This window comes from Halopseudomonas bauzanensis, assembly GCF_900114735.1.
Taxonomy (GTDB): Bacteria; Pseudomonadota; Gammaproteobacteria; order Pseudomonadales; family Pseudomonadaceae; genus Halopseudomonas; species Halopseudomonas bauzanensis.
Window position 1 is genome coordinate 169,551 of record NZ_FOUA01000004.1, and the last position, 24,591, is coordinate 194,141.

Genomic DNA, 24,591 nt, shown 5'->3' on the forward strand with positions numbered 1-24,591 from the left:
CTCATCGCTCCGTCAGGCGGCTGCTCCAGCCCAATTTGCTGCGACAGATGGAATAGAAGTTGTGATCCAGTGGGTGAATCAATCGCAGCTTCTGCGGCTTCTTGCGGATAATCAGGGTGTCACCGGGCGCGCAGGCAATATGCACCTGCCCGTCGCAACTGACCTGGGGATAGATGCCATTCTGCTTGGAAATCCGCACCCGCAGTTCGCTGTTGCCGTCAACGACGATCGGGCGGCTGGACAGGGTATGCGGAAACATCGGTACCAACACCACGGCATCCAGCTTGGGATGCATGATCGGCCCGCCGGCGGAGAGTGAATAGGCGGTGGAGCCCGTGGGCGTGGCCACGATCAGTCCGTCGGACTTCTGGCTGTAGACGAACTGGCCATCCACATGCAGCTCGAACTCAATCATCCGCGCCGACTTGCCCGGGTGCAGCACCACGTCATTGAGCGCTTCGCTGCTGCCCAGGTGTTCGTCATCCCGGCAGACGAAAGCATCAAGCAGAAATCGTGATTCGACCAGATACTTGCCCGTCAGCACATCACCGACCCGCTCCTCCAGTTCGTCTGGAGAGATATCGGTAAGAAAGCCCAGCCCACCACGGTTGACGCCCAACACCGGCACATCAAAGCGGCACAGTGCCCGCGCCGCACCCAGCAGGCTGCCATCACCGCCGACGACGATTACCAGGTCACAGATCTCGCCCATCATCATCCGGGTGCAGACCTGCAACTGATGCCCCGGCAGCAGATCCGCCACGGCATCTTCGAGAATCACGGTATGTCCTTTATCCAGCAGGAAACGCTTGAGGCGTCGCACGGTATCCACGACCTGACCGCTGCCCAGACGTCCGATCAATCCGATATTGCGGAAATGCTCCATACACCACTCGCTATGTTTGGCTGAGAAATTCCGCACCAGGGTTTCAAGAAGCTCTGAATGCTTCTGTGCCGGCTTCTTGAAGCACGGAGAATGGCTCAATTATCCGCAGCCAGCAGGATTCTGGCAAATACAGAGCCTTTGAATAACGTAGCGAGCAAGGTCAGGCCGAGCGCAGTAGCTGGCGCTTCCTCGGTTTACTGAGTATCGGCCGCTGTCCGATTCTGCAATCGGCTCACTTCACGACGCAACGCGGCATTGGCCTTCTGTTGTTCAGCCAGCTCGTGTTTGATGTCCAGCAGCTCGCCCTGGGCGACCGCCAATTGTTCGGCATGCTGAATACGCTGGTTTTCCAACTGCTGACGATGAACCTGTTCCTGCACGCTGAGACGACTGCTCAGCTCGGTAATCTGGCGCAGGTACTCAGCCGCCTCGCCTGCGTGGGCCTGTTTAAGCGCTGCCAGCTCAGCAGCCAGGTCCCCGTCGGGTGCAGTAGCGTGATCCGCGACCGGCACCGGAGTGCCGCCGTACCAGGTATCCTCGGCGGCGACCTGCAGATTATCCGTGGCCAGCACCGCCCGAGCCTCTTCGTCCTCGCCGAGGATGCCCAGGGCATTACGGGTTACCGCCTGCTTGATCAGGCTGAGATCGGCCTTGCCGCTGCGTTGACGCGGCTTCCACATGCCGGCACGGTATGCGTTGGTGCTGCAGAAGCCGAGACAAGCCAGCCGAATGGGGCCACCGCCCATATCCGGCCCTCGCCCAGCCTTCTCCGCCAGGTGCCGCAGCGGCATGTTCCAAAGCCGGTTGACCTGGCCATCCAGGTCGAAGTCAAGGGTAAAAAACACGGCTGCGCGGACATGCAAGCGATGGTTGATCTGCAAAAACACCGCCTCGACGGTCTCATCGGCACACTCAGGTGCAGCGACCAGCCCATCGAGCAGTGCTTCAAACTCAGGAAACAGCATTTCCCGCGAGATGCCATGTTCAGAAAAAAACATTACCGCTTCAGTCAGCAACGGCTTCTGTATTCTGCCCACATCACTTGCGTTCATCGGTCTGTCCCTTTGGGGTTATTTTCAACTCCCAACTTTGCCTTTTTTTCGGGACGATTGCATCCGTCCCGAACCACTCGGGGAAACGTTGATTTCCGGCTTGTGACGAACTTGGCAGTTACAGCTCCGCCGCCAGACGCGATCCCTGGTCGATGGCGCGCTTGGCATCCAGTTCACTGGCCACGTCCGCCCCGCCGATCAGGTGTACCGACTTGCCGCTGGCCTCCAGCCCGGCCTGCAATTCACGCAGCGGCTCCTGGCCGGCGCAGAGAATGATGGTATCGACTGGCAGCACGCTGGTTTCATCACCCCGGCGGATATGCAGGCCCTGATCATCAATCTGCAGATATTCAACGCCATTGAGCATGGTCACCTGCTTGCTGGCCAACCCGGCACGGTGGATCCAGCCGGTGGTCTTACCCAGCCCGGCGCCGACCTTGCTGGCCTTGCGCTGCAGCAAGTACACCTCACGGGCCGGCGGATGCGGCTGCGGCTGGACGCCGGCGATACCGCCGCGAGCCTGAAGTTCGGGATCGATGCCCCATTCCTTCCAGAACAGCCCGGTATTGGTACTGACGCTCTCGCCAGCGTGGCAGATGAATTCGGATACGTCGAAACCGATACCTCCAGCACCGATCACCGCTACCTTCTGCCCCACCGGTTCTCGTTGCAGGATGGCGTCCAGATAACTGATGACCTTGGGATGGTCGACACCGGGGATAGCCGGAGTGCGCGGCACGATACCGGTAGCCAGGATCACCTCGTCGAAATCCGCCAGATCAGCTGCCTCAACCCGGGTATTGAGCTTCAGCTGCACGCCGGTGATCTCGATACGCTTGGCAAAATAGCGCAGGGTTTCGTAGAACTCTTCCTTGCCCGGGATCAGCTTGGCGACGTTGAACTGCCCGCCGATTTCCGCCGCTGCGTCGAACAGCGTCACCGCGTGACCACGCTCAGCCGCCACGGTGGCCGCAGCCAGACCTGCCGGGCCGGCACCGACCACAGCAATCCGCTTGCCGGTGTGCACCGGGATGTAATTGAGCTCGGTCTCGTAGCAGGCGCGCGGATTGACCAGACAGCTGGTCAAGCGACCGCTGAAGGTGTGATCCAGGCAAGCCTGATTGCAGCCGATGCAGGTATTGATTTCGTCAGCGCGGCCAGCCGCCGCCTTGCTGATGAACTCCGGATCAGCCAGGAACGGCCGGGCCATGGACACCATATCGGCATCACCCTCAGCCAGCACCTGCTCGGCTACTTCCGGCGTGTTGATGCGGTTGGTGGTGATCAGCGGAATGGACACCTCACCCTTGAGCCGTGCGGTGACCTTGGTGAAGGCCGCGCGCGGCACCTTGGTGGCAATGGTTGGGATACGCGCCTCGTGCCAGCCGATACCGGTATTGATGATGGTCGCACCGGCCTTCTCGATTTCCTTCGCCAGCAACACCACCTCATCCCAGCTGCTGCCGTCCTCGACCAGATCCAGCATCGACAGCCGATAGATGATGATGAATTCGGGACCAACCGCTTCCCTCACCCGGCGGACGATTTCCAGCGGCAGGCGCATGCGGTTCTCGTAGCTGCCGCCCCAGCGGTCGGTACGCTGATTGACCCGCTCCACCAGGAACTGGTTGATGAAGTAGCCTTCCGAGCCCATGATCTCCACGCCGTCATAACCGGCAACCTGCGCCAGCGCAGCGCAGTTGACGAAATCGCTGATCTGCTTCTCGATGCCCGCCTCATCCAGCTCCTGCGGGGTGAAGGGGTTGATCGGGGAACGCACCGCACTGGCCGAGACCTGCTCCGGGGTAAAGGCGTAACGCCCGGCGTGCAGAATCTGCAAGCAGATCTTGCCGCCCGCCTCGTGTACCGCCTGGGTCACCACCTTGTGCTGCTCGGCTTCCTCGGGCGTGGTCAGCTTGGCTGCGCCCTTGCCGACACTGCCTTCGGTGTTGGGGCCGAAGCCGCCGGTGACGATCAACCCAACACCGCCGCGGGCTCGCTCGGCGAAGAAGGCCGCCATGCGCTCGAAGCCCTGGGGGCGCTCTTCCAGTCCAGTGTGCATGGAGCCCATCAGTACCCGGTTGCGCAAGGTAGTAAAGCCCAGGTCCAGCGGGGCCAGCATATGGGGATAAAGAGTCTGTGCGGTCATGCTCGTGCTCCAAAGATCATCATCAGGCTGCCGGTTCGTCGTCCGGCTTTGGTATGGCGCTGACAATAGGCCGGGTGTCGCTAGCGCTCAATCACCTCAAATGACATTTTCATAACCCTGGGTTACATTCTGCTCTTTCTTGCAAAATGACACAGCCATGAAACTTGGTGATCTCTCGGTCGGATATCTGTACAGCCTGCAGGCTGCCCTGCGCAGTCTCGGGCATGATCCCGAACCACTGCTGCAACGCTACCGCATCGGCCCAGCGCAGCTGGCTCAGGCTGGCGTGCGGATCAGCATTCCCCGGTTCATGCGCCTGGGGCATGCCGCCATCGCTCTCAGCGGCCGGGCCGATTTCGGCCTGCTGATGGGCTTGCACAGTCAACCCAGCCACCTCGGCCTGCCGGGGGTTACCGCCCAATGCGCACCGACGCTGGGCCAGGCATTCGATATCCTGGTTCGTTTCGAGCGACTGGTCAGCCAGAACTACCGAGGGCATTCAAGCTTCCAGCCGCCGGCCACGCGCTTTTATTCGATCAGTCCCTATAACGCCTTCAACCTGTTCGTGGTGGACTCGGCGCTGGCCTCACGTCTGCAACTGGCGCGGCAACTGACCGCCGGCGCCGCCCGGCTGCGCGAAGTGCATATAGAGTTTCCCGCCCCGGACTACGCCGAGCGGTACGAGGCGCTGTTCGGCTGCCCGGTGCTGTTCGAACAGCATCACAACCAGTTGCTGTGGGAGCCGGCCAGCCTGGAACTGCAGCCGGTGCAACATGCAGCGACGACCCATGAACAGTTACTGACACTATGCGATCAGCAGCTGCGGGAGCTGACGCGGCACCGCCGCTTGCGGGAACGAGTAGAAGAAATAGTATCGCCGCAGCTGCACAGTCGCCTGCCCACCCTGGATGAAGTGGCTGGGCTGCTTGGGCTGCCCGGCTGGACATTACGCCGCCGGCTACGGATCGAGGACAATACGCGGTTTCAGGACATCATCGATGACATCAGACGGGATCTGGCGCTCAGCTATATCCGTGATACGGAAACAGCACTGGGAGAAGTGTCATTCCTGTTGGGGTTTTCATCACCCGCGGCATTCCAGCGGGCGTTCAAGCGTTGGACCGGTGTGGCCCCGGGGCAGTATCGCCGGCAAAGCCGGGATGTGGTGATCAGGCAGAGTAATTAAGCCGGGCCTGGGTTGAGTAGTACTGGGTCTTGAGCGGGTTTTGTGGGAGCGGGGCTTTCCCGCGAAGGGGATGCCGCTTGGTGAAATGCTTGCAGGCTGATAGCAAGCCTTCGCGGCCAGGGCCGCTCCCACAGTTTGCGCTCAGGCTGCCTACATTTCCTCGGCGTCTTCCACGTCGTGGTCCCAATCCTGCGCACGTTGTTCCAGCAGTTCTTCTTCGTATTCGTTCATCTTGTTATTCCTCCGTTTCCCTGTTGCAGGGGGTGAAATCACATAATCACCTTATGGCTCCTGCATTACAGTCAGATGAACGCTGCCGGAAAAAGTTCAGAGTACGGCGCAACTCACCAGCACCGCGGTTTCCACCAGCTCGACCAGAGCACCGGCGGTATCGCCGGTGGTGCCACCAAGACGTTCACACAGATAATGACGCACCACCAGCAATACCAGCAGCGCCACTGCCAGCGCCAGCAGTCCCGGCCAGCCGAACAGCAGCATCGCCAGGGCGTGTACACCGAGCATCAGCGGCAGGCTCTGGCGCGGCATATGCCGCGCCAGCACGTCACCCAGCCCACCCGCCCGCGCATAGGGCGTGCTGAACAGCAGCAATGGCAATATCCAGCGCCCCAACCAGGGCGCCAGCAACAGCACGCCCCAGTGACCGGCTTCCAGTAGCGCCACCAGCGCGGTGAGCTTGAGCAACAATACCAGCACCAGGCTGATCACGCCGATGGGGCCGCAGGTCGGGTCTTTCATGATGGCCAGGGTGCGCTCGCGATCACCATAGCCGCCGACCCAGGCGTCGGCCGTATCGGCCAGGCCATCCAGGTGCAGCCCGCCGCTGAGCCAGACCCAAAGGGTCAGCAGCAGCGCCGCCTGCAGCCCCGTCGACACACCGTTCAACAGCCCGTGGCCCAGCAGCAGCACCGCCCCGATCAGCAGTCCCACCCATGGATACCAGAGCAGCGAGCGACCGCTTTCCTCAGCCGTGGGCATGCGCGGCAAGCGAACCGGTAGCCGGGTCAGGAACTGCAGCGCAATCAGCAAGGGCATTCGTGCAGTTCCCCGGCTTCTCTGACCTGCAGGCGTAACCGCTGGCCATGTCCGACCTCGACCTGCAACAACCCTTCCCGCGCCAGACCGCGGGCCCTGGCTGCCAGCAGGCGCATCACTCCACCGTGGGTCACCAGCAGCAGATGCTCCCCGGCGCGACGCTGATACAGCTCGCCGATAGCGTTCAATACCCGCTGCTCGAAACTTGCCAGTTGTTCGCCTCCCGGCGGGGTGAACTGATAGGGATCGGTCCAGAAGCGCCCCAGATCGTCGGCATGTTCGACCATCAGCTCACTGGCGTGGCGCCCCTCCCAGTCGCCGAAGTGCAGCTCGCGCAAGTCCTCCAGCAACACCAGCGGCGCGCGGCATTGCTGCGCCAGCTCGAAGGCAAAGTCGGCGCAGCGACGCAGTGGTGAGCTGATGATTGCATCCCAGGGTGCCGGCTGCGCCGTGGCATCCCGCATCTGTTGCCAGCCAACCGGCGTCAGCAAGTCGTCCAGGCTGCCGCGAAAGCCGCCGCCAAGCTCGGTCTCACCATGGCGCAGCAGGTCCAGGGTCATCATGCCGCAGGCTCCGCAGCCACCGCCGCCTCCGCAAAGGTAGCCATGTCACTGTGCAGGGCGCAGGCCACGCGCAGCAGCGACACGCTGGCCGCCGCACCGGTGCCTTCGCCCAGCCGCATACCCAGGTCCAGCAGGGGTTCCGCCTGCAGCGCCGCCAGCACAGCGGCGTGCCCCGGCTCTGCACTGCGATGGCCAAACAGCATCCAGTCGCGGCACGCCGGATTGAGACGGGTCGCGCATAGCGCCGCGGTGGAACAGATATAACCGTCCACCAGCATGGGAATGCCCTGCTGGGCGGCGGCCAGGTAAGCGCCGGCAATGGCAGCGATTTCCAGGCCGCCAAGCCGCTCCAGCACATCCAGCGCGGTATGACATTGCGGCCCATGCAGACCCACGGCTTGCTCGATGACCGCCGTCTTGTGCCGGAGCCCTTCGGCATCCAGACCGGTGCCGGGGCCAACCAGCAGCGCGACCGGTTGATCCAGCAGCAGGCTGGCCATGGCGCAGGCCGGGGTGGTGTTGCCGATACCCATTTCCCCGGCGATGAACAGTTGTGCGCCCTGCCCGGCCGCGTCAAGCACCGCCTGGCGCCCGGCAAGCAACGCCTGCCGGCATAGCGCACCGGTCATTGCCGGCTCCCGCAGCAGGTTGGCACTGCCGGGTGCCAGATTCAGATGATGCACGCCGGGCAAGGGATCCAGAGGTACGGCCAACCCCAGGTCCCGCAGATCCAGGGTGGCGCCGAGTTGCCGGGCCATGACATTGATCGCCGCGCCACCGTTGGCGAAATTGCGCAACATCTGGCCGGTCACCGCCTGCGGCACCGTCGATACGCCTTCCACCGCTACGCCATGATCGCCGGCAAACACGCTGATCCACACCCGCTCCAGCTGCGGGCGAGCATTACCCTGCCAACCGGCCAGGCGAATGGCCAACTGCTCCAGGCGGCCGAGGGCGCCCTGCGGTTTGGTCAGTTGTGTCTGGCGCTGCTGCGCCTGCTCCAGCGCCAGGCGGTCGGCCTGCGCCACTGCGTCCTGCCACCACTCTGTCATGTAGTCCTCGTTCAATTTCTACGCTCCCTTGAGCAGCAGCGGCAGCCCAGCCACGCAGAACTGCACCCGGTCACTGCGACTGGCCAAGGCCTGGTGCAGCCAGCCGGCCTCATCCACATAACGGCGGCTCAGCTCGCCCATGGGCACCACACCAAGGCCGGTTTCGTTGCTGACCAGAATGATACGCCCCGGCAGATCATCAAGTACGTCCAGCAGCGCCTGCCGCTCCCGCTCCAGGCACTGTGCATCTTCGTGCAGCAGCAGGTTGGTCAGCCACAAGGTCAGGCAGTCCACCAGCAGACAACGGTCCGCAGCGGCCTGCTCTCCCAGCACCCTGGCCAGGGCCAGGGGTTCCTCGATCAGTTGCCAGTCGGCTGGCCGTCGTGCGCGATGGTGGGCGATGCGCAGGCGCATCTCATCGTCCAGCGGCTGGCTGGTAGCGATGTAGGTCACCGCCAGGCCGGCGTCCTGGGCCAGTTGCTCGGCCAGCCGACTTTTGCCGGACCTGGCACCACCAAGTATCAGTTCAATCAATTAGTTATCCCACATAGCGCAAGTAATTTATCAGTATCAAGGTGCGCATTGATCAGGTCGGCAAGGCGGTCGATATCCCGTTCGCGCAGCGCCACATAATCCAGCTCGCGGACTCCGGTCATGCCCGCCCAGCCAAGCAGTGCGGCGCTCGCTTCCGGCGCTTCGAACAATCCATGCAGGTAAGTCCCGGCGATCTGCCCATCGGCACTCAGCACGCCCTCCAGACTACCATCATCCAGCTGGATCAACGGCGCGTCCAAGGCCGGCCCAGTACTGACCCCAGCATGAATCTCATAGCCCCGCACCCGCGCGCCGCTTGCCAGCAGTTGGCCCTCGACCCGGGTCAGGCGTTTTTCATTGGTCAGCCGGGTCGCGAAATCCAGCAAGCCCAGCCCATCACTGCGACCAGCCGGCCCCTCCAGCCCGAGCGGATCACTGATCTCCCGACCGAGCATCTGCAAGCCGCCACAGATGCCCAGCAGCTTGCCGCCATAGCGCAGATGCCGGTGGATTGTCGCATCCCAGCCCTGGGCACGCACGTATGCCAGATCGGCGCGTACGCTTTTCGAGCCAGGCAGGATAATCAGATCCGCCGGCGGCAATGGCTGGCCCGGCGCAGCGAAACGCAGATCGACTTGCGGATGCAGGCGCAGCGGATCGAAATCGGTGTGGTTGCTGATGCGTGGCAGCACCGGTATCACTACCCGCAATTGCTCCGCTGCGCTATCCACCTGGCGCGAATCCAGGCCATCCTCCGCCTCCAGATGCAGGTCATGCAAATAGGGCAGCACACCCAGCACCGGTACGCCGGTGCGCTGCTCCAGCCATTCCAGTCCCGGCTGCAGCAAGGCCAGGTCCCCCCGAAAGCGGTTGATGACGAATCCCTTTACCCGCGCCCGCTCGCTGGCAGACAGCAACTCCAGGGTGCCAACCAGATGGGCGAATACGCCGCCACGGTCGATATCGGCGATCAGCAGCACCGGGCAATCCACCGCCTCGGCAAAACCCATGTTGGCAATATCGCCCTGGCGCAGGTTGATTTCCGCCGGCGAGCCGGCGCCCTCTACCATCACCACCTGAAAGTCGCGACTCAAACGCGTGTGGGAATTCATTACCGCCTGCATGGCGGTCGGCTTGTAGGCGTGGTAGGTGACGGCATTCATGTTGCCTACGGGGTGACCATGGATGATCACCTGCGAACCGGTATCGGTATTGGGTTTGAGCAGCACTGGATTCATGTCGGTATGCGGCTCGAGACCAGCAGCGGCTGCCTGCACCGCCTGGGCACGACCGATCTCACCACCATCAACGGTCACTGCTGCATTCAGCGCCATGTTCTGCGGCTTGAAGGGGGCGACCCGCACACCCCGGCGCCGCAACCAGCGACACAATGCGGTGACCAGCGTGCTTTTGCCGGCATCGGAGGTGGTGCCCTGAATCATCAAGGTGCTCATGCTCTGTTGCTCCCCATCGTTCGCATCACGTCATTGAATGCCTGCTCCAGCCGCTGCCATTGCGCTGCATTGGCGGGCAGGCCGATGCGCAGCCCGGCAGGTTGCCGATACCAGCGCAGCAGTATGCCGCGCTCGGCCATCTGTCGGTACACCCCGGCCACATCGGCATCGGTCACCCACTGGAACAACTCGCAGCCCCCCGTCGGGGGCAATCCGCAGCGGGTCAACAGTTCCTGCAAGCGCACCGCGTCATCCTGCAAGCGCAGCCGCCAGGCCTGCTGCAGTGAATGATCCGCCAGGACCGAACGTCCCACAGCCCGCGCGGGCCCGCTTACAGCCCAAGGCCCTAACAACGCCCCTAGCGCGGACAACAGTGACGGCTCAGCCAGCACAAAGCCAAGGCGGATTCCCGCCAGGCCAAAGAACTTGCCCACCGAACGCAACACGATCAACCCCGCCCTGTCGGCACAATCCGCCAGGCTGCAGGTGGGTTGCGCATCGGCAAAGGCTTCGTCAACCACCAACCAGCCTCCCCTTGCTGCCAGCCGGGCGTGCCAGTCGAGCAGCGTGGACCGGTCCAGCACGCGGCCGGTAGGGTTGTCCGGGTTGACCAGCACCACCACATTGAATGTCGGCGCGGCCGGGTAATCTTCCAGCAGCACAGACAACTGCTGCGCGGTCAGCGACTGCACCTGATGACCCTGGCTCTGCCAGGCATGCTGGTGCTCGGCATAACAGGGACCGATGATCGCTACCCGACAGGGTGCCCGCAGCCGGGGCAAGGCCTGGATCGCGGCCTGGGAGCCGGCTACCGGCAGTACCGCCGATGCACCGTAGCAATCACTGGCGGCAGCTTCCAAGCCATCATCCGGCTCGGGCAGGCGCATCCAGGCGCTGGCCGGAATGGCGGGCAGCGGCCACGGCCAGGGAGCCAGCCCGGTTGACAGGTCCAGCCACTGCTGCGGCGGAATGCCGAACCGGGTGGCGGCTTCCAGCAAACGGCCGCCGTGCTCAAGCATGCCACGCCGCCCCGAAGGCCAAGGCCACCACCAGCCACAACCAGACGCCCCCTCGCACCAGGCGCAGTGCACGGTCAATATCGTCTGCGACTGCTGGCCGACCGGCGCCCAACAGCGGACGCTCATGCAGCTCGCCGTGATAGATCGCCGCCCCGCCCAACCGCACATTCAGCGCGCCCGCCCCAGCCGCCATGACCGGACCGGCGTTTGGGCTATCCCACTGCGGCGCCTGCCGACGCCAGCAGGACCAGGCCTGGCGCGTGTTGCCCAAGAGCGCATAGGTCAAGGCCACCAGGCGCGCCGGCAGCCAGTTGAGCAGGTCATCGAGGCGCGCGGCGGCCCAGCCAAATCGATGGAAGCGGTCATTGCGGTACCCCCACATGGCATCCAGGGTATTGGCCAGGCGATACAGCACCACACCCGGTGCGCCCAGTACCGCGAACCAGAACAGCGCGGCGAATACCGCATCGCTGCCATTCTCCAGTACCGATTCGGTGGTGGCAGCAGCGACAGCAGTGGCATCCAGCTCGGCCGTCTGCCGGCTGACCATATAGCTCACCCGATGGCGCGCCTGCGGCAGATCGCCTACCCGCAATGCCTGGGCCACGGGCTGGGCATGCTCGCCGAGACTGCGCAGACCGATGGCCAGATACAGCAGCAGCACCGAGAACAGCCAGCCAATCTGCGGCAGGCTGGCCAACGCCCAGGCCAACAGCGTCAGCGGCGCTACCATCAGCAGCCAGGCGAGCAGCCCGCGCCATTGACGCCGCTCGCCACGGTTCATCTCCCGCTCGAGCGCATCAGCTATTCGCCCGAAGGCCATCAGCGGATGCGCTCGTCGCGGCTCACCCAGCAACCGATCCAGCAGCACCGCCAGCGCCATCAACAGTCCTGTCACCATCGCGGCCTATGGCACTGCTGTTCACCCATCCTGCTGCCCCCAGCCATCGGTGAACAGCAATTGCGCCAGCGGCTGTTCCTCGCCCCAACCCTGCTCAACCAGCATCGGGCGCGGATAGAACTCGGCCACCGGACCAAGACAGAGAATGGCCACAGGGCGTGCCCCTTGCGGCAGTTGCAGCAACTCGCCCAGCGCCTGTGGGTCGAATAATGATACCCAGCCCATGCCCAGCCCCTCGGCGCGGGCTGCCAGCCAGAGGTTCTGGATGGCGCAGGCAACCGATGCCAGATCCATTTCCGGCAGCGTACGGCGGCCAAACACATGCCGCTCGCGCCCGTCCGGCAGCGCCGCCACCAACAGCTCGGCGCAATCGAGGATACCTTCGACCTTGAGCTGCATGAACTCGTCGCCACGCTCACCCAGCGCCTCGGCGGTGAGCAGCCGTTCCTGCTCCACCAGTTGCGCGATGTCCCGGCGCAGCGCCGGCCGGGTAATCCGGATGAACCGCCAGGGCTGCATCAGCCCGACGCTCGGCGCCTGATGGGCGGCCTGCAGCAAGCGACCGAGCAGTTCCGGGGCCACCTCACCACCGGTGAAATGGCGCATGTCCCGGCGCTCGCGGATGGCGCGGTACACTCCGGCCCGCTCCTCATCGGAAAAATCATGCCCGCTCATGGACGAAACAGCTCTGCGGCGGCCACCGGATTGCCCGGCAGGTAGAAATGGATATAGGAGGCCGTCAGCCGGCCGATACGCCATACCCGTTCGGCGGTGCGCCGGTAGTTCGGGCACTCACCCTGGGTCAGCGGTTCCAGCTCGCACTCCAGCACAGAGCGATGGTAGGTATGGCCACGCAGGGTGCCTTCGGGTAAAGCAATCTCCTGCAATGCCAGGGCAGCGAGCCGACCTTGCATCTGCGCCGTGGCGGGTAGCAACCCCAGCAACTCGCCACGCGCACCTTCGGCATCCGCCAGTGAATTGCATAGATAGAGCATGCCGCCGCACTCGGCGTGAATCGGTTTGCCCGCATCATGGTGAGCGCGGATGGCGGCCAGCATCGACTGGTTACCCGACAAGGCCTCCAGGTGCAGTTCCGGATAGCCTCCCGGCAGATACAGGCTGTCCACCTCCGGCAGTTGGCTGTCAGTCAATGGCGAGAAGAACGTCAGCTCTGCACCCAGACTGCGCAACAGATCCAGGTTGGCCTGATAGATGAAAGCAAAAGCCGTATCCCGGGCCACGCCGATCCGCACCCCGGCCAGCAGCGGCGCGACCGGCGGCTGCAATGCAGCAGCGAAGCTCACGGGTTCTGGCAGGCGAGTGTCGGCGCTCTGCTCCAGCGCATCGGCGGCTGCGTCCAGTCGCGCATCGAGATCCGCCAGCTCTTGCGCCTGCACCAGCCCCAGATGTCGGCTCGGCAACTCCACGGCGGCATCCCTGGGCAACGCGCCGAACCAGCCCATCCCCTCGCCCAGACTGTCACGCAGGATCTCACCATGCCGGGCGCTGCCAATGCGGTTGGCCAGCACCCCGGCAAATGGCAGGTCCGGCTGGAATGTCGCCAACCCATGGGCCAGCGCGCCGAAGGTCTGGGCCATAGCCGCCCCGTCGATCACCGCCATGATCGGCACGCCGAAGCGGCGCGACAGATCCGCCGCCGAGGGCGTGCCATCGAACAGCCCCATGACACCCTCGATCAGGATCAGGTCTGATTCCTGCGCCGCCTGCCATAACAGCCGGCGGCTCTCCTCTTCCCCGACCATCCACAGGTCCAGTTGATACACCGGTCGGCCGCTCGCCCGCTGCAGGATCATCGGATCGAGAAAGTCCGGCCCGCACTTGAATACCCTGACCCGCTTACCATTGCGGCTGTGCAGCCGCGCCAGAGCGGCAGTGACCGTCGTCTTGCCCTGCCCCGAGGCAGGCGCGGCGATCAGCAATGCCGGACATTGTGCACTCATCAGAACTCCACTCCCTTCTGTGCCTTGATACCCGCCTTGAAGGCGTGCTTGACCACACCCATCTCGGTCACGGTATCGGCTGCCTCGATCAGTCCAGGCGGTGCACCACGCCCCGTCACCACCACATGCTGGTGGCTCGGGCGGGCGGCGATATCGGCCAGCACCTGATCCAGCTGCACATAGCCGTATTTGAGCGCGATATTCAGTTCATCGAGAACCACCAGCGCCACACTCTCATCGCGCATCAGTTCCACCGCTACCGCCCAGGCCGCCTGCGCCTTGACGATATCGTCCTGGCGATCCTGGGTTTCCCAGGTGAAACCGGCACCCATCACGTGATAACGCACCTGCTCCGGGAAACGCCGGAAGAAATGCTCCTCTCCGGTACTGGCAGCACCCTTGATGAACTGGACGATGCCTATCTGCATGTCATGGCCCAGGGCGCGCGCCGCCATGCCGAAGGCAGAACTGCTCTTGCCCTTGCCGTTGCCGGTCAGCACCAGCAGCAGCCCACGCTCCTCGCGGGCCTGGGCAATCTTCTCATCGACCACCGCCTTCTTGCGCTGCATGCGCTGGCGGTGGCGCTCATCCCGTTCGCTGGATTCGCTCATGCCTTGCGGCCCTCGGCGACCCGCTGGCGGGCCAACAGCTGCCAGCCAATGTAGAGCACCGCAGCGATGGCCACATAGAAGGCCAGCGAGCCGAGGTACTTGGGATAGTAGTTCGCCAGACGCTCGACGGTGCCGAGCAGAGTCGGGTCGGGATAACGCCCCGAGAACCAGTAGAAGCCGCCACTGGAGAAGGTCTGGCAGACCAGCGCACTGGCAGCCATGACTCCGGCCAGCACCAGCAGACTGATCGGCTGCTCACGATGCCAGCCAGCGTACAGCCGACCGCCCAGCCACAGCGAGCCATAGGCAGGCAGCAGCATCCAGTAGGCCAGCGTCATGCAGTGATGCCCTGCGCTGTTCCAGCCGACGGTCATCACATCCATGAACACCGCCTGCAGAAACAGCAACGGAAAGGCCCAGCGCGGACGCAACAGCACACCGGCCAGGAAGAACGCCGCCCAGGATGCGCCGGGCAGATTGACCGTGCTGAAATGGCTGCCCCGGGTGATGGCCATCAACAGCACCAGAACAATACCCACGGCCAACTGACCGCGCTTGGATAGTGCCAACATATGTCATTCTCCTGTGGATGTGGTCTTACTGTTACAAGGGTTGATAACGCACCGTCAGATAGCCGGCGCGCCCCGGCTGCTGATAGCTCGCAGCGGTCTCGTAGTCGGTATCGAACAGATTGCTGATGCGCGCCTGCAGCCGCCAGGCATGGCTGAACCAGTACTCGGCGCGCAGATCGACGGTGTTGTAGCCGTGCAGCTCGTTGCTGTTGGCGGCGTTATCCCAGCGTCGGCCTTCGGCATGCAGACCGGCGCCGACGCCAATGCGGCCGAAACGGCGGTCGATATCCAGGTTGAACATCTGCTCGGCCCGGCGGGCCAGCAGATCGCCCTGCCCCGGGCGAGAGCTGCGGTTGGCGGGGTCCTGCAAGGTCAGGTTGCTGCTCCAGTCCCAGCCCAGCCAGTGGCTGGCAATCTCGAACTCCACTCCCTTGATCACCGCCTTGTCTATGTTCTCCGACAGATAGATGCCACCACCGAGACTCACGCTGGAAATCAGATCTTCCACTTCATTGCGGAACAGGTTGACCGCCCAGTTACCCCAATCGTGCTCGCCCCGCAATCCGGTTTCGATATTGCGCGAGGTTTCTTCCTTGATATCCGGGTTACCGAAGCCGGGGTAGTACAGCTGGTTGAAAGTGGGGGCCTTGAATGCGGTGCCGTAACTGGCCACCCATTGCAGATTGTCAGTCAGGCTCAGGCCGTAGGCGATGCTGCCGGTGTTGTAGCGACCGAACTGTTCATTATCATCATGACGCAGGCTCAGCTGCCATTCATGCACACCACGCTGCCCCAGGTACTGGGCGTAGTAGCCCTTGTTGGTGCGGCGGTTCTCGCTGTAGTTCGTACTGCTGCTGACTTCATCGGTCAGGTGGTCGAAACCCAGGGTCAGCAGGTGGCCAGGCGCAAGATCGATATCGTTCTGCCAACCCAGGCTGTCGCGCCGGGTATCGAAACGGCTGTTGAAAGTGCTGCCATTGAAGGTGTCATTCTGGTCTTCGCTGCGCGCCGCCTGCAGTGTCACCCGCCAGGGTTCGAGCGGTGAGAAGCGGGCATTGAGCCCGTGGGTTTTCAGCTTCGAGTCGTTGTTGGCCTTGTAGCCCGAGTCGAAGTCGCTATGGGAATGGGATTCCAGCGCATGGCCTTCCAGCTCCAGGCCATTGTCGAAACGATAGCCGGCGCGCAGGTTGCCGGAGAGTTCGCGGTAACCATCGTTATCCGGATCACCACGGCCAGGCCGGGCATCGATGCCACGAGTGGACAGACTGGTCACCGCTGCGCTGTACCAGCCTTGTCCAATGCCGCCGGAGACACCGGCGCTGCCCCCATGGTGGTTCCGGCTGCCGGCAGTGAGCGACATCCAAGGTTTGGGATCACCACCGGTACCGCGCTTGGTAAAGACCTGGATCACGCCGCCGATGGCTTCGGAGCCATACAGGCTGGAACGCGGCCCACGCACGATCTCGATACGTTCGATCTGCTCGATGGGCAGATTGTGCAACGCGGCGCTCCCACTGGTAACCGAGCCAATACGCACCCCGTCGATCAGCACCAGCACGTGGTCACTGCTGCTGCCACGAATGCCAAAGGTACTGGACTTGCCCGCGCCGCCATTGTTGACGATGCTCAGCGCCGGAGTACGGCGCAGCAGATCCAGCATATCGGTCGGCTGCAGGCGCTGGATGGCGCGCTGGTCCAGTCGTGTTACCGCGCCCAGATTGGCACCCAGGGACTGCCCGGTGCGGGTGGCGGTAACGACCTGATTGTCCAGGGAAAGGGATTCGGCATGGGAAAAAGCGGCCGTGGCCATCAGGGCCATCGCCAGGGAGGTGCGTGCAAACTTCATCTGTGCTCCGTCGCCGTACTCACCCGTACGGCATGGCTGGTTATGCAGTCGGCGAACGGAGTTGGGGAGACGGTTTCAGACCCAGCATGAAAACGCTACACCCGCAGAGCCCGCCGCACTGCTGTGATATGCGACAGGCCGGTCTCCGGGCTCATGAGCGGATGAATATCCGATGATTCGACCTTCCCGTGCAGGCACAGTGGTCGTGCTGAATCATCTGTCAGATAGTACCTTGAGGTAATCCGACTCTCATTTACCGTTGCGGGGGCAGCGCCGGGATAGTCTGGAACAGACGCACCGGCTTCCCTGTTTAACCTGCCGGGCAATACCGGGCAGGAACCTGAAGCGGGTGGAAGACTAAGAGGTTTTCACAGGTAAGTAAAGGCGCCCCCGCCAGCGCCCGAATTCACGCGCCAGCGGGAGAGTCAACCGATGGGGCCGTGGAGATTCCACTCATTCGGTAGAAGGCAAAGCGTAGGCATTTTAGACGCTCAAAAAAAGTCGGGAGCCGGGTTGACCTTGCCATCGTGTCAGGGTTGAAAATTCGAGCATGTCACGCACAAGGAGCGCCATCATGAGTTCTCTTCAATTCAATGTTCAGCAAATGACCTGCAACAATTGTGTTAAACATGTCACCGAAGCGCTGATGGCTGTCGCCGGCGTGACTGACGTCCAGGTCAGCCTCGAGGATAGCAAGGTCACGGTTGCCGGAAGTGCCGACAGTGCAGCGCTGATCAGCGCATTGGACGCAGCCGGCTACCCTGCTGCGGCGGCTGGCGCGCATGCTGGCCACACCACCTGCTGCGGCGGCTGCAGCTGATCAACGATAAATACCAACGAGGAATATGGAATGCGCACCAGACTACGTCTCATAGCTCTTACTGCCCTGCTGATCGGCGGCTTTGCCCAGGCCGCCGACAGTCTGACCATTGACGTGCACCGTGACGCCAACTGCGGTTGCTGCAAGGACTGGATCAAACACATGGAAAGCAATGGCTTCAGCGTCAACGACCATGTCGAAGCCAACATGGCGACGGTGAAACAGGAACTGGGCGTACCACCGCAACTCGGCTCCTGCCATACCGCCGTGATCAATGGTCAGTTCATCGAAGGCCATGTGCCCGCTGCCCAGGTACTGGCGCTGAAGGAACGGCCCGATCTGCTGGGCATTGCCGTGCCCGGCATGCCGATGGGTTCGCCCGGCATGGAATACGGCGACCGCCAGGATCCTTATCAGGTGGTCGGACTGACCAAGGAAGGCGAACTCGAAGTCGTCGCCGAATACCCCGGCAACTGAGTCAGCCCCTGGCGGCTCCGGCCGCCAGAAACGAAAAAAGCCTTTGACCATCACTGATCAAAGGCTTTGTATATGGCGCAGCGGACGGGACTCGAACCCGCGACCCCCGGCGTGACAGGCCGGTATTCTAACCAACTGAACTACCGCTGCGCATCTGTCCGACACCGACACTCATGTGCCTGTCATCGAAGCAGGCGCGCATTCTAATATTTCGTCAGATTAAGTCAAGCCTCGCCTTCAACCATATCGCTTTTATTTGCCATACGCTCATCCATTAACCATCCTGAGAGCAGACCTTCCAACAAAGGAGCTCGACATGTCTGGCATCGGCTGGCTTTTCATTATCATCATTCTTGCTACTGTCATCGGCGGGCTGTATATGTTGCGCAAGACCGCCAACAAGATGCCGATCGGCGATGAGCAGATGAAGCGCATCAAAGCCCGGCAAGCTGAACTCGAAGCGCAAGAGAGGCGGGAGAAGCAACAGGACTGATGCTAGAATGCGTCACTCTCATTTTTAGCCGCGTAACAGGTAGTTCCACAGTATGGTCAATTCACTGCAAGCCCAGTTGCTCAAGGCCGGACTGGTCGACGAAAAGAAACTCAAGCAGGCCCAACGCGCCAAGAAGAAGGCCGCCAAGAACACTCCGGAAAAGGTACATGACACCGCAGCCGCGGTGGAGAAGGCACGTGCCGACAAGGCCGAGCGCGATCGCCAGCTGAACCTGCAACGCCAGGAGGAGACCGCCCGTCGCGAGCGCGAAGCCCAGGCCAAGCAATTGATCGAGCAGGCCAAACTGGACCGCAGCGGCGGGGAAACCGCGTACCAGTTCGTGGCCAAGAACAAGATCAAGAAGATCTACGTCACCGAGGAGCAGTTCGGCAAGCTCAGCCGCGGCAAGCTGGGTATCGTACGGCTCTCCGGGCATTTCGAAATCATCCCGCTGGACGTCGCGGAGAAAGTCGCCGAACGTGCGCCCCACTGGCCAGTAATCATTGCCAAGGTGGAAGCCGAACAGGCTGCAGAAGATGATCCCTATGCCGATTTCAAAGTACCTGACGATCTCATGTGGTAAGCCCTCCCAACCAGACCGGACAGAAATGGCATGACCCAGGCTGCGCCCGCACGCTCTTCCGACACTGATCGCAGCCCTTGGTCGGTATTTCTGATATTTCTGCGTCTGGGCCTGACCTCCTTCGGCGGCCCCGTGGCCCATCTGGGTTACTTTCGCGAGGAGTTCGTTGTACGCCGTCGCTGGCTTGCCGAACGCAGCTACGCCGACCTGGTCGCTCTCTGCCAGTTCCTACCCGGCCCGGCCAGCAGCCAGGTGGGCCTGGCGCTGGGCTTGTCCCGCGCCGGTTACCGCGGTGCGCTGGCGGCGTGGGCCGGCTTCACCCTGCCCTCGGCTCTGGTACTGATACTGTTTGCCAGTTCGCTGGCCTACCAGAACAGCCTGAATGCCGGCATGCTGGAGGGGCTGAAAGTCGTGGCCGTAGCGGTCGTCGCTCAAGCCGTCTGGGGCATGGCCCGCACTCTGTGCCCCGACCGCTTGCGCATCACGCTGATGGCCAGCAGCGCCATTGCGGCGCTCCTGCTGCCCTTCATCTGGAGCCAGCCGCTGATTCTATTGATTGCCGGTTTGCTCGGTCTCTTGCTCGTCAGCCCCGACACAGATGAACAGCAGGATGAATTGCCAGTCCATATCACGCGTCGAACCGGCTCGATGGCCTTGGCGCTGTTTTTCCTTCTCCTGCTTGGCTTGCCCCTGCTGGTCACACTGATCCCCAGCCAGATGCTGGCATTGGTGGACAGCTTCTATCGAGCAGGCTCACTGGTGTTCGGTGGTGGGCATGTAGTGTTGCCACTGCTGGAGGCGGAAACGGTGCAACCCGGCTGGGTGGATATCGATACCTTTCTGGCGGGCTATGGCGCAACCCAGGCCGTGCCCGGTCCGCTGTTTACCTTCTCCGCCTTCCTCGGCACGGCGATGGATTTCGGCCCGCCCGGCTGGGTCACTGGGCTGATCTGCCTGCTGGCGATCTTCCTGCCATCGTTTCTGCTGGTGATCGGTGCGCTGCCGTTCTGGGCGCAGCTGCGTCACAGCCCCCGCACCCGGGCGGCGCTGGCGGGTATCAATGCTGCGGTGGTGGGCCTGCTGCTGGCGGCGCTGTATCAGCCGGTGTGGACCAGCGCCATTACTACGCCGCAGAGCTTCGCCCTGGCGCTGGCTGCGCTCGTTGCATTGGTATTCTGGAAACTGCCGCCGTGGCTGGTAGTTCTCGCCACGGCGGTGCTGGGCTGGCTGTCAGCTTGAGATGGCCTGACGGCTCACTCACCGCCTTCCTGCTCGTCGTCTTCTTCTTCCGCTTCTGACGGCTGGTCGATCTGGCTGTCATCCACCAGATTGGCGTCTTCCTTCATCTGCTGCTGCCGGTCGCGCTCGTCTTCGCTGGCCGCATCCGGGCAGTCCAGTGGCAGCATGAAGGTATCGGATACGTCGATCAGACCGATGTGTTCGATGGTACGTCGACCAAGCAGAACCGGGTAGGTCATATCGCTGCGATCGCGCAAGGAGAACTGCTCCTCGTAGACCCGGTTACCAATGCACATGCGCATCTTCACCACCGGCCGATAGTCCTCGCCACCGGCGCCGCGCACGGTCATCTGTCTATATACCGGACGCTCGAAATGCAGGGTGACCTTGTTTCCAGTATCAGCATCCACCACCGGTACGTCGTAACGCACCCACCGCTTGCCCTTGCGGGTGAAGCGTTCCATGTTCACCGCATGCATGGACGAAGTCAGCGCGCCGGAATCCACTTTGACCTTGACGACGGCTTCCTCGGGCAGGATCAACCCCTTCTCGACCCAGCCGACCACTACTTTGCCGGCGATATCTTCGGTCAGAACGGCCTCTTCCGGCGGGTCGATGGCTTCTTTGGCATCCGCAATCACACCATTGGATACCACGGCTGTGCTCAATAGGGCTGCGAGGGACAAGCTCTTGATAGATAACTGCATAAAATATCCTTTGGGAAACAAACAGATAGACCGGGGCGTAGGCGAAAAGTGCCATCCCTGCCGAACAGCGGCGGCAATTTAGCACGCCGTAGCAACCACCGGAAGCTCCACAATGGCGCGGAGTTGCAGCTGGATCGCCGTACAGAGAGATTCAGCTGACGAATAGTGGCCTATCGACACTGGCCAGCAAGTGAAAAGTACTTCAGTATCCGCCAATCCGACCGATAAAGCAGAAGGTAGTCTGGCTCAGCCAGGCCGCAGTTACCAGAAAACAGATGCCGGAGAGGGAAGAATGGACCTGTTGCGCAGAATAAGAATTAACCAACGGATGTGGCTCATCCTGATTGTCTCGCTCGCCAGCTTGCTGGTGCTTACTTTCATTTCACTCGACCATCTGCGCAAGGAAATCCATTCCGCTCAGATCACCAAAGCCACCCACCTGGTGGAAACCGCACATGGGCTGCTGGCCCATTACCACGCCCGGGAACTCAGTGGCGAACTCACCGGCGAGCAGGCGCGGCAGCAGGCACTCGAAACCCTGCGCGGCTTGCGCTACGACGGCAACGAGTATTTCTGGGTCAATGGCATGGACTATGTCATGCGCATGCACCCCTTCGCACCGGAAACCGAAGGTGTCGACCTCAGCACCCTGGGTCGCGACGGCTCCGTCAGCGTCATCCAGGAGATGGTCAAGCTGGCACGCAATCAGGGTACCGGCTACTACGAATATGACTGGGTCAAACCGGGCGGCACCGTTGGCGAGGGTACGCCGGTCCGCCGCCTGGCCGCGTTCACCCATTTCAAGCCGTGGGATTACATGATCGGCACCGGCATCCTGCTGACCGAAATGGAGAGCCGGTTCCGTACCCAGGTCATCTGGGCGCTGTCGGTGGTAGCGGTGATCCTACTGATCATGATTGCCAGCCTGTATGTCATCGGCCGCAGCATCACCCGGCCGCTGGATCATGTGGTGCGAGCCATGAGTGAGATCGCCGATGGCGACGGTGACCTGACACGCACGCTGGACGCCAGAGGGCAGGATGAGCTGGCCCTGCTGGCCCGGCACTTCAATACCTTCACCGGCAATCTGCGCAAGCTGATTCAGCAACTGGGCGACGGCGCCAACCAGATGATCAGTGCCAGCCAGCAACTGGACCAGATCAGCCATGCCAGTCTCGCCGGCATGACCCGCCAATCCGAACGCATGGAACTCATGGCCACAGCGGTCAATGAGATTACCTACGGCGTACAGGACGTGGCGCAGAATGCCAACGCCGCCGCGCAGGAAGTGGAGAACGCCAACGAGGGCGCTGATTTCGGCCGGGGGCAGGTGGAGAAGACCATCGCGCAGATTCAGCACCTGTCTACCAGCGTGAATACCGCAGTGGACCACATGGCTACGCTGTCTGCCGATGCCCGGGAGATTGCCACGGTACTGGATGTGATCCGCGCCATTGCTGAGCAGACCAACCTGCTGGCGCTCAACGCCGCCATCGAGGCCGCCCGCGCCGGCGAAATGGGCCGCGGTTTCGCCGTGGTGGCGGATGAGGTGCGCAACCTGGCCCAGCGCACCCAGAAGTCCACCGAGGAAATCCACGGCATGATCACCCGCCTGCAGACCAATACCGAATCGGTGGTCAGCGTGATCAACGAAAGCAGCCGCTATTCCGAGCTCAGCGTCGAGCAGGTCAATGCCGCAGGACAGGCGCTGGAACAGATCGCCACCTCGATGCAGCATCTGGTCAGCCTGAATGCGTCCATTGCCAGCGCAACCACCCAGCAGTCCACTGTGGTGGAAGATGTGAACCGCAACGTGACCGAGGCAGCGGAGCTGGCTCGGGAAACCACCGACGGCGCCCAGCAGACGGCCCAGGCCAGTCAGCATCTGGCGCGCATCGGTCAGCAGATCAGCGGGTTGATCGGGCGCTTCAGAATCTGAGGCAACAGTGCCTAGTCGCAACGGCGTCCATGGACGCCGGTTTGCGGTGCACCGGCCAGGTATTGACCCGAAACAATTTCATCTGGAACTTTTGACAGCACCAGAACCATGCGGCAGAGTACGCGCCCTCCCTTGCAATTGATCTTTCGAACAGGACGTAACCATGAACGCAGTGGTCGTTGCGGTAGCAGTAATGCTCATCCTGAGTCTGTGCCGTGTACACGTAGTCGTGGCGCTGATTATCGGCGCCGTTACCGGTGGCCTGCTGGGCGGCTTGAGTCTGGATGCCACTCTGCAGGCATTTCAGAATGGCCTAGGTAAAGGTGCCAACGTAGCCCTGAGCTATGCCTTGCTCGGCGCCTTCGCCGTGGCGATCGCCAAATCCGGCACCGCACACGCTTTGGCGGACCGCGCCCTGCTCATGATCAACGGCCAGCGCGAAGGTGGTACCGGGAAACTGCGTATCATTCTCCTGTTCATGCTGCTGGTGGTAGCCCTGGCCTCGCAGAATATCCTGCCGATCCATATCGCCTTCATTCCTCTGCTGGTCCCGCCGCTGCTGTTCGTCATGAACAAGCTGAAACTGGATCGCCGCCTGGTCGCCTGCGTGCTCACCTTCGGCCTGATCACTCCCTATATGTTCCTGCCGGTGGGTTTTGGTGGAATCTTTCTGAACGACATCCTGCTGGCCAATGTCCGGGATGGCGGTCTGGACGTGGCCGGTATCAGTGTCATGCAGGCCATGGCCCTGCCCGCGCTGGGCATGCTGTGCGGTCTGGCCGTAGCTTTCTTCAGCTATCGCAAGCGCCGGGATTACGCCCCCGCAGCGATAGGTACCGGGGAAACACCGGAGAAGGTTAACTATACGCCCAAGACCCTGCTGGTGGCGCTGGTGGCAGTGATTGCCGCCTTCTCCATACAACTGTGGCTGGATTCGATGATCATGGGCGCGCTGGCCGGTTTCGTGGTGTTCTCCGCCTCCGGAGTGGTGCGCTGGCGCGAAGCTGATGACCTGTTCACCGAAGGCATGAAAATGATGGCCATGATCGGCTTCATCATGATTGCCGCCAACGGCTTTGCCTCGGTCATGCAGGCTACCGGCGATATCGAGGCCATGGTCACCAGTTCCGCCGCTGCCATCGGCGACAACAAACCGCTGGCGGCCCTGCTGATGCTGCTGGTCGGGTTGCTGATCACCCTGGGTATTGGCTCGTCGTTCTCCACCATCCCGATCATCGCCGCCATCTACGTGCCGCTGGCGCTGCAACTGGGCTTCAGCCCGCTGGCCATCGTCTCGCTGGTCGGTACCGCTGCCGCCCTGGGGGATGCCGGCTCGCCCGCCTCCGACTCCACACTCGGACCCACCGCCGGCCTAAACATGGACGGCCAGCACAATCACATCTGGGATACCGTGGTGCCGACCTTCCTGCATTACAACTTGCCGCTGATCGCCTTCGGCTGGGCCGCGGCGATGGTGCTCTGACCCGGCAAGAT

24 protein-coding genes, 1 tRNA gene and 1 riboswitch are annotated in these 24,591 nt (G+C 62.4%); of the genes, 8 read left to right on the forward strand and 17 right to left on the reverse strand.

Going from position 1 to position 24,591, the window contains the following annotated elements:
• Position 1 precedes the first annotated feature (1 nt).
• From BM267_RS10740 to BM267_RS10750, 3 genes are all read right to left on the reverse strand, one after another.
• A complete protein-coding gene (locus tag BM267_RS10740; RefSeq protein ID WP_036992406.1) occupies positions 2-886 on the reverse strand; it encodes an NAD(+) kinase in 885 nt (294 codons plus the stop codon).
• Positions 887-1,080: 194 nt separating this feature from the next.
• A complete protein-coding gene (locus tag BM267_RS10745; protein WP_143063064.1) occupies positions 1,081-1,884 on the reverse strand; it encodes a hypothetical protein in 804 nt (267 codons plus the stop codon).
• Positions 1,885-2,056: 172 nt separating this feature from the next.
• A complete protein-coding gene (locus tag BM267_RS10750) occupies positions 2,057-4,087 on the reverse strand; it encodes an NADPH-dependent 2,4-dienoyl-CoA reductase (protein ID WP_074779951.1) in 2,031 nt (676 codons plus the stop codon).
• A 157-nt stretch (positions 4,088-4,244) separates the two neighbouring features.
• Between BM267_RS10750 and BM267_RS10755 the strand changes: the two genes are divergently transcribed.
• Positions 4,245-5,273 (forward strand): AraC family transcriptional regulator, encoded by a 1,029-nt coding sequence (locus BM267_RS10755; RefSeq protein WP_074779953.1) that lies wholly within the window; start codon positions 4,245-4,247, stop codon positions 5,271-5,273.
• A gap of 327 nt (positions 5,274-5,600) precedes the next feature.
• On the opposite strand, the gene BM267_RS10760 is transcribed toward BM267_RS10755, so the two are convergent.
• The 12 genes from BM267_RS10760 to btuB are packed head-to-tail and all read right to left on the reverse strand — an operon-like array spanning position 5,601 to position 16,839.
• A complete protein-coding gene (locus BM267_RS10760) occupies positions 5,601-6,326 on the reverse strand; it encodes an adenosylcobinamide-GDP ribazoletransferase (protein ID WP_074779955.1) in 726 nt (241 codons plus the stop codon).
• The gene (gene cobC / locus BM267_RS10765; RefSeq protein WP_407920276.1) at positions 6,314-6,889 is read right to left on the reverse strand and encodes an alpha-ribazole phosphatase family protein; all 576 of its coding nucleotides are present in this window, start codon (positions 6,887-6,889) and stop codon (positions 6,314-6,316) included. The genes BM267_RS10760 and cobC overlap by 13 nt, the downstream gene beginning before the upstream one ends.
• Entirely contained in the window at positions 6,886-7,941 is a 1,056-nt protein-coding gene (gene cobT / locus BM267_RS10770; RefSeq protein ID WP_074780129.1) for a nicotinate-nucleotide--dimethylbenzimidazole phosphoribosyltransferase, read from the reverse strand. Before cobT ends, cobC begins: the two co-directional genes overlap by 4 nt.
• An 18-nt stretch (positions 7,942-7,959) precedes the next feature.
• A complete protein-coding gene (cobU, locus tag BM267_RS10775; protein ID WP_074779957.1) occupies positions 7,960-8,475 on the reverse strand; it encodes a bifunctional adenosylcobinamide kinase/adenosylcobinamide-phosphate guanylyltransferase in 516 nt (171 codons plus the stop codon).
• On the reverse strand, positions 8,472-9,929 hold the full coding sequence (locus BM267_RS10780; RefSeq protein ID WP_074779960.1) for a cobyric acid synthase: 1,458 nt from the start codon (positions 9,927-9,929) through the stop codon (positions 8,472-8,474). Before BM267_RS10780 ends, cobU begins: the two co-directional genes overlap by 4 nt.
• Positions 9,926-10,948 (reverse strand): threonine-phosphate decarboxylase CobD, encoded by a 1,023-nt coding sequence (gene cobD, locus BM267_RS10785; RefSeq protein WP_074779962.1) that lies wholly within the window; start codon positions 10,946-10,948, stop codon positions 9,926-9,928. The genes BM267_RS10780 and cobD overlap by 4 nt, the downstream gene beginning before the upstream one ends.
• Entirely contained in the window at positions 10,941-11,849 is a 909-nt protein-coding gene (gene cbiB, locus BM267_RS10790) for an adenosylcobinamide-phosphate synthase CbiB (RefSeq protein ID WP_074779964.1), read from the reverse strand. Before cbiB ends, cobD begins: the two co-directional genes overlap by 8 nt.
• A gap of 21 nt (positions 11,850-11,870) precedes the next feature.
• Positions 11,871-12,524, reverse strand: coding sequence for a 5,6-dimethylbenzimidazole synthase (gene bluB / locus BM267_RS10795; protein ID WP_036992425.1), 654 nt, complete (start codon positions 12,522-12,524; stop codon positions 11,871-11,873).
• Entirely contained in the window at positions 12,521-13,813 is a 1,293-nt protein-coding gene (locus BM267_RS10800) for a cobyrinate a,c-diamide synthase (protein ID WP_036992426.1), read from the reverse strand. Before BM267_RS10800 ends, bluB begins: the two co-directional genes overlap by 4 nt.
• Positions 13,810-14,421: a cob(I)yrinic acid a,c-diamide adenosyltransferase gene (gene cobO, locus BM267_RS10805; RefSeq protein ID WP_074779966.1), complete on the reverse strand. Its 612-nt coding sequence runs from the start codon at positions 14,419-14,421 to the stop codon at positions 13,810-13,812. The genes BM267_RS10800 and cobO overlap by 4 nt, the downstream gene beginning before the upstream one ends.
• Positions 14,418-14,993 (reverse strand): hypothetical protein, encoded by a 576-nt coding sequence (locus tag BM267_RS10810; protein ID WP_074779968.1) that lies wholly within the window; start codon positions 14,991-14,993, stop codon positions 14,418-14,420. Before BM267_RS10810 ends, cobO begins: the two co-directional genes overlap by 4 nt.
• Before the next feature lie 31 nt (positions 14,994-15,024).
• Positions 15,025-16,839, reverse strand: a complete 1,815-nt coding sequence (gene btuB, locus BM267_RS10815; protein ID WP_036992429.1) for a TonB-dependent vitamin B12 receptor — start codon at positions 16,837-16,839, stop codon at positions 15,025-15,027.
• A gap of 119 nt (positions 16,840-16,958) precedes the next feature.
• A riboswitch (cobalamin riboswitch) is annotated at positions 16,959-17,198 on the reverse strand.
• Between the two features lie 215 nt (positions 17,199-17,413).
• Here btuB and BM267_RS10820 point away from each other — a divergent pair.
• Together BM267_RS10820 and BM267_RS10825 are read left to right on the forward strand one after the other, a co-directional pair.
• Positions 17,414-17,659, forward strand: a complete 246-nt coding sequence (locus BM267_RS10820) for a heavy-metal-associated domain-containing protein (protein ID WP_074779970.1) — start codon at positions 17,414-17,416, stop codon at positions 17,657-17,659.
• A 30-nt stretch (positions 17,660-17,689) separates the two neighbouring features.
• Positions 17,690-18,136 carry a DUF411 domain-containing protein gene (locus BM267_RS10825; protein ID WP_036992431.1) on the forward strand — a complete coding sequence of 149 codons (447 nt, stop codon included), beginning with the start codon at positions 17,690-17,692 and terminating at the stop codon, positions 18,134-18,136.
• Positions 18,137-18,209: 73 nt separating this feature from the next.
• On the opposite strand, the gene BM267_RS10830 is transcribed toward BM267_RS10825, so the two are convergent.
• Positions 18,210-18,286, reverse strand: a tRNA-Asp gene (locus BM267_RS10830).
• 166 nt (positions 18,287-18,452) lie between these two features.
• On the opposite strand from BM267_RS10830, the gene BM267_RS10835 reads away from it, so the two are divergent.
• From BM267_RS10835 to chrA, 3 genes are read left to right on the forward strand one after another with little or no spacing between them, the layout of a single operon-like run.
• A complete protein-coding gene (locus BM267_RS10835) occupies positions 18,453-18,629 on the forward strand; it encodes a DUF2897 family protein (RefSeq protein ID WP_074779972.1) in 177 nt (58 codons plus the stop codon).
• 52 nt (positions 18,630-18,681) lie between these two features.
• Positions 18,682-19,212: a DUF2058 domain-containing protein gene (locus tag BM267_RS10840; protein ID WP_036992435.1), complete on the forward strand. Its 531-nt coding sequence runs from the start codon at positions 18,682-18,684 to the stop codon at positions 19,210-19,212.
• A 30-nt stretch (positions 19,213-19,242) separates the two neighbouring features.
• Complete coding sequence (gene chrA, locus BM267_RS10845; protein WP_074779974.1) at positions 19,243-20,451, forward strand: chromate efflux transporter; 1,209 nt, start codon at positions 19,243-19,245, stop codon at positions 20,449-20,451.
• A 14-nt stretch (positions 20,452-20,465) separates the two neighbouring features.
• Here the strand turns inward: chrA and rloA3 are convergent, their stop codons facing one another.
• Positions 20,466-21,158 carry a retropepsin-like aspartic peptidase RloA3 gene (gene rloA3 / locus BM267_RS10850; protein WP_074779976.1) on the reverse strand — a complete coding sequence of 231 codons (693 nt, stop codon included), beginning with the start codon at positions 21,156-21,158 and terminating at the stop codon, positions 20,466-20,468.
• 328 nt (positions 21,159-21,486) lie between these two features.
• Between rloA3 and BM267_RS10855 the strand changes: the two genes are divergently transcribed.
• Both BM267_RS10855 and BM267_RS10860 read left to right on the forward strand, forming a co-directional pair.
• Positions 21,487-23,097, forward strand: a complete 1,611-nt coding sequence (locus BM267_RS10855; RefSeq protein ID WP_051611300.1) for a methyl-accepting chemotaxis protein — start codon at positions 21,487-21,489, stop codon at positions 23,095-23,097.
• Between the two features lie 163 nt (positions 23,098-23,260).
• A complete protein-coding gene (locus tag BM267_RS10860) occupies positions 23,261-24,580 on the forward strand; it encodes a Na+/H+ antiporter family protein (RefSeq protein WP_074779978.1) in 1,320 nt (439 codons plus the stop codon).
• Positions 24,581-24,591: the final 11 nt, after the last annotated feature.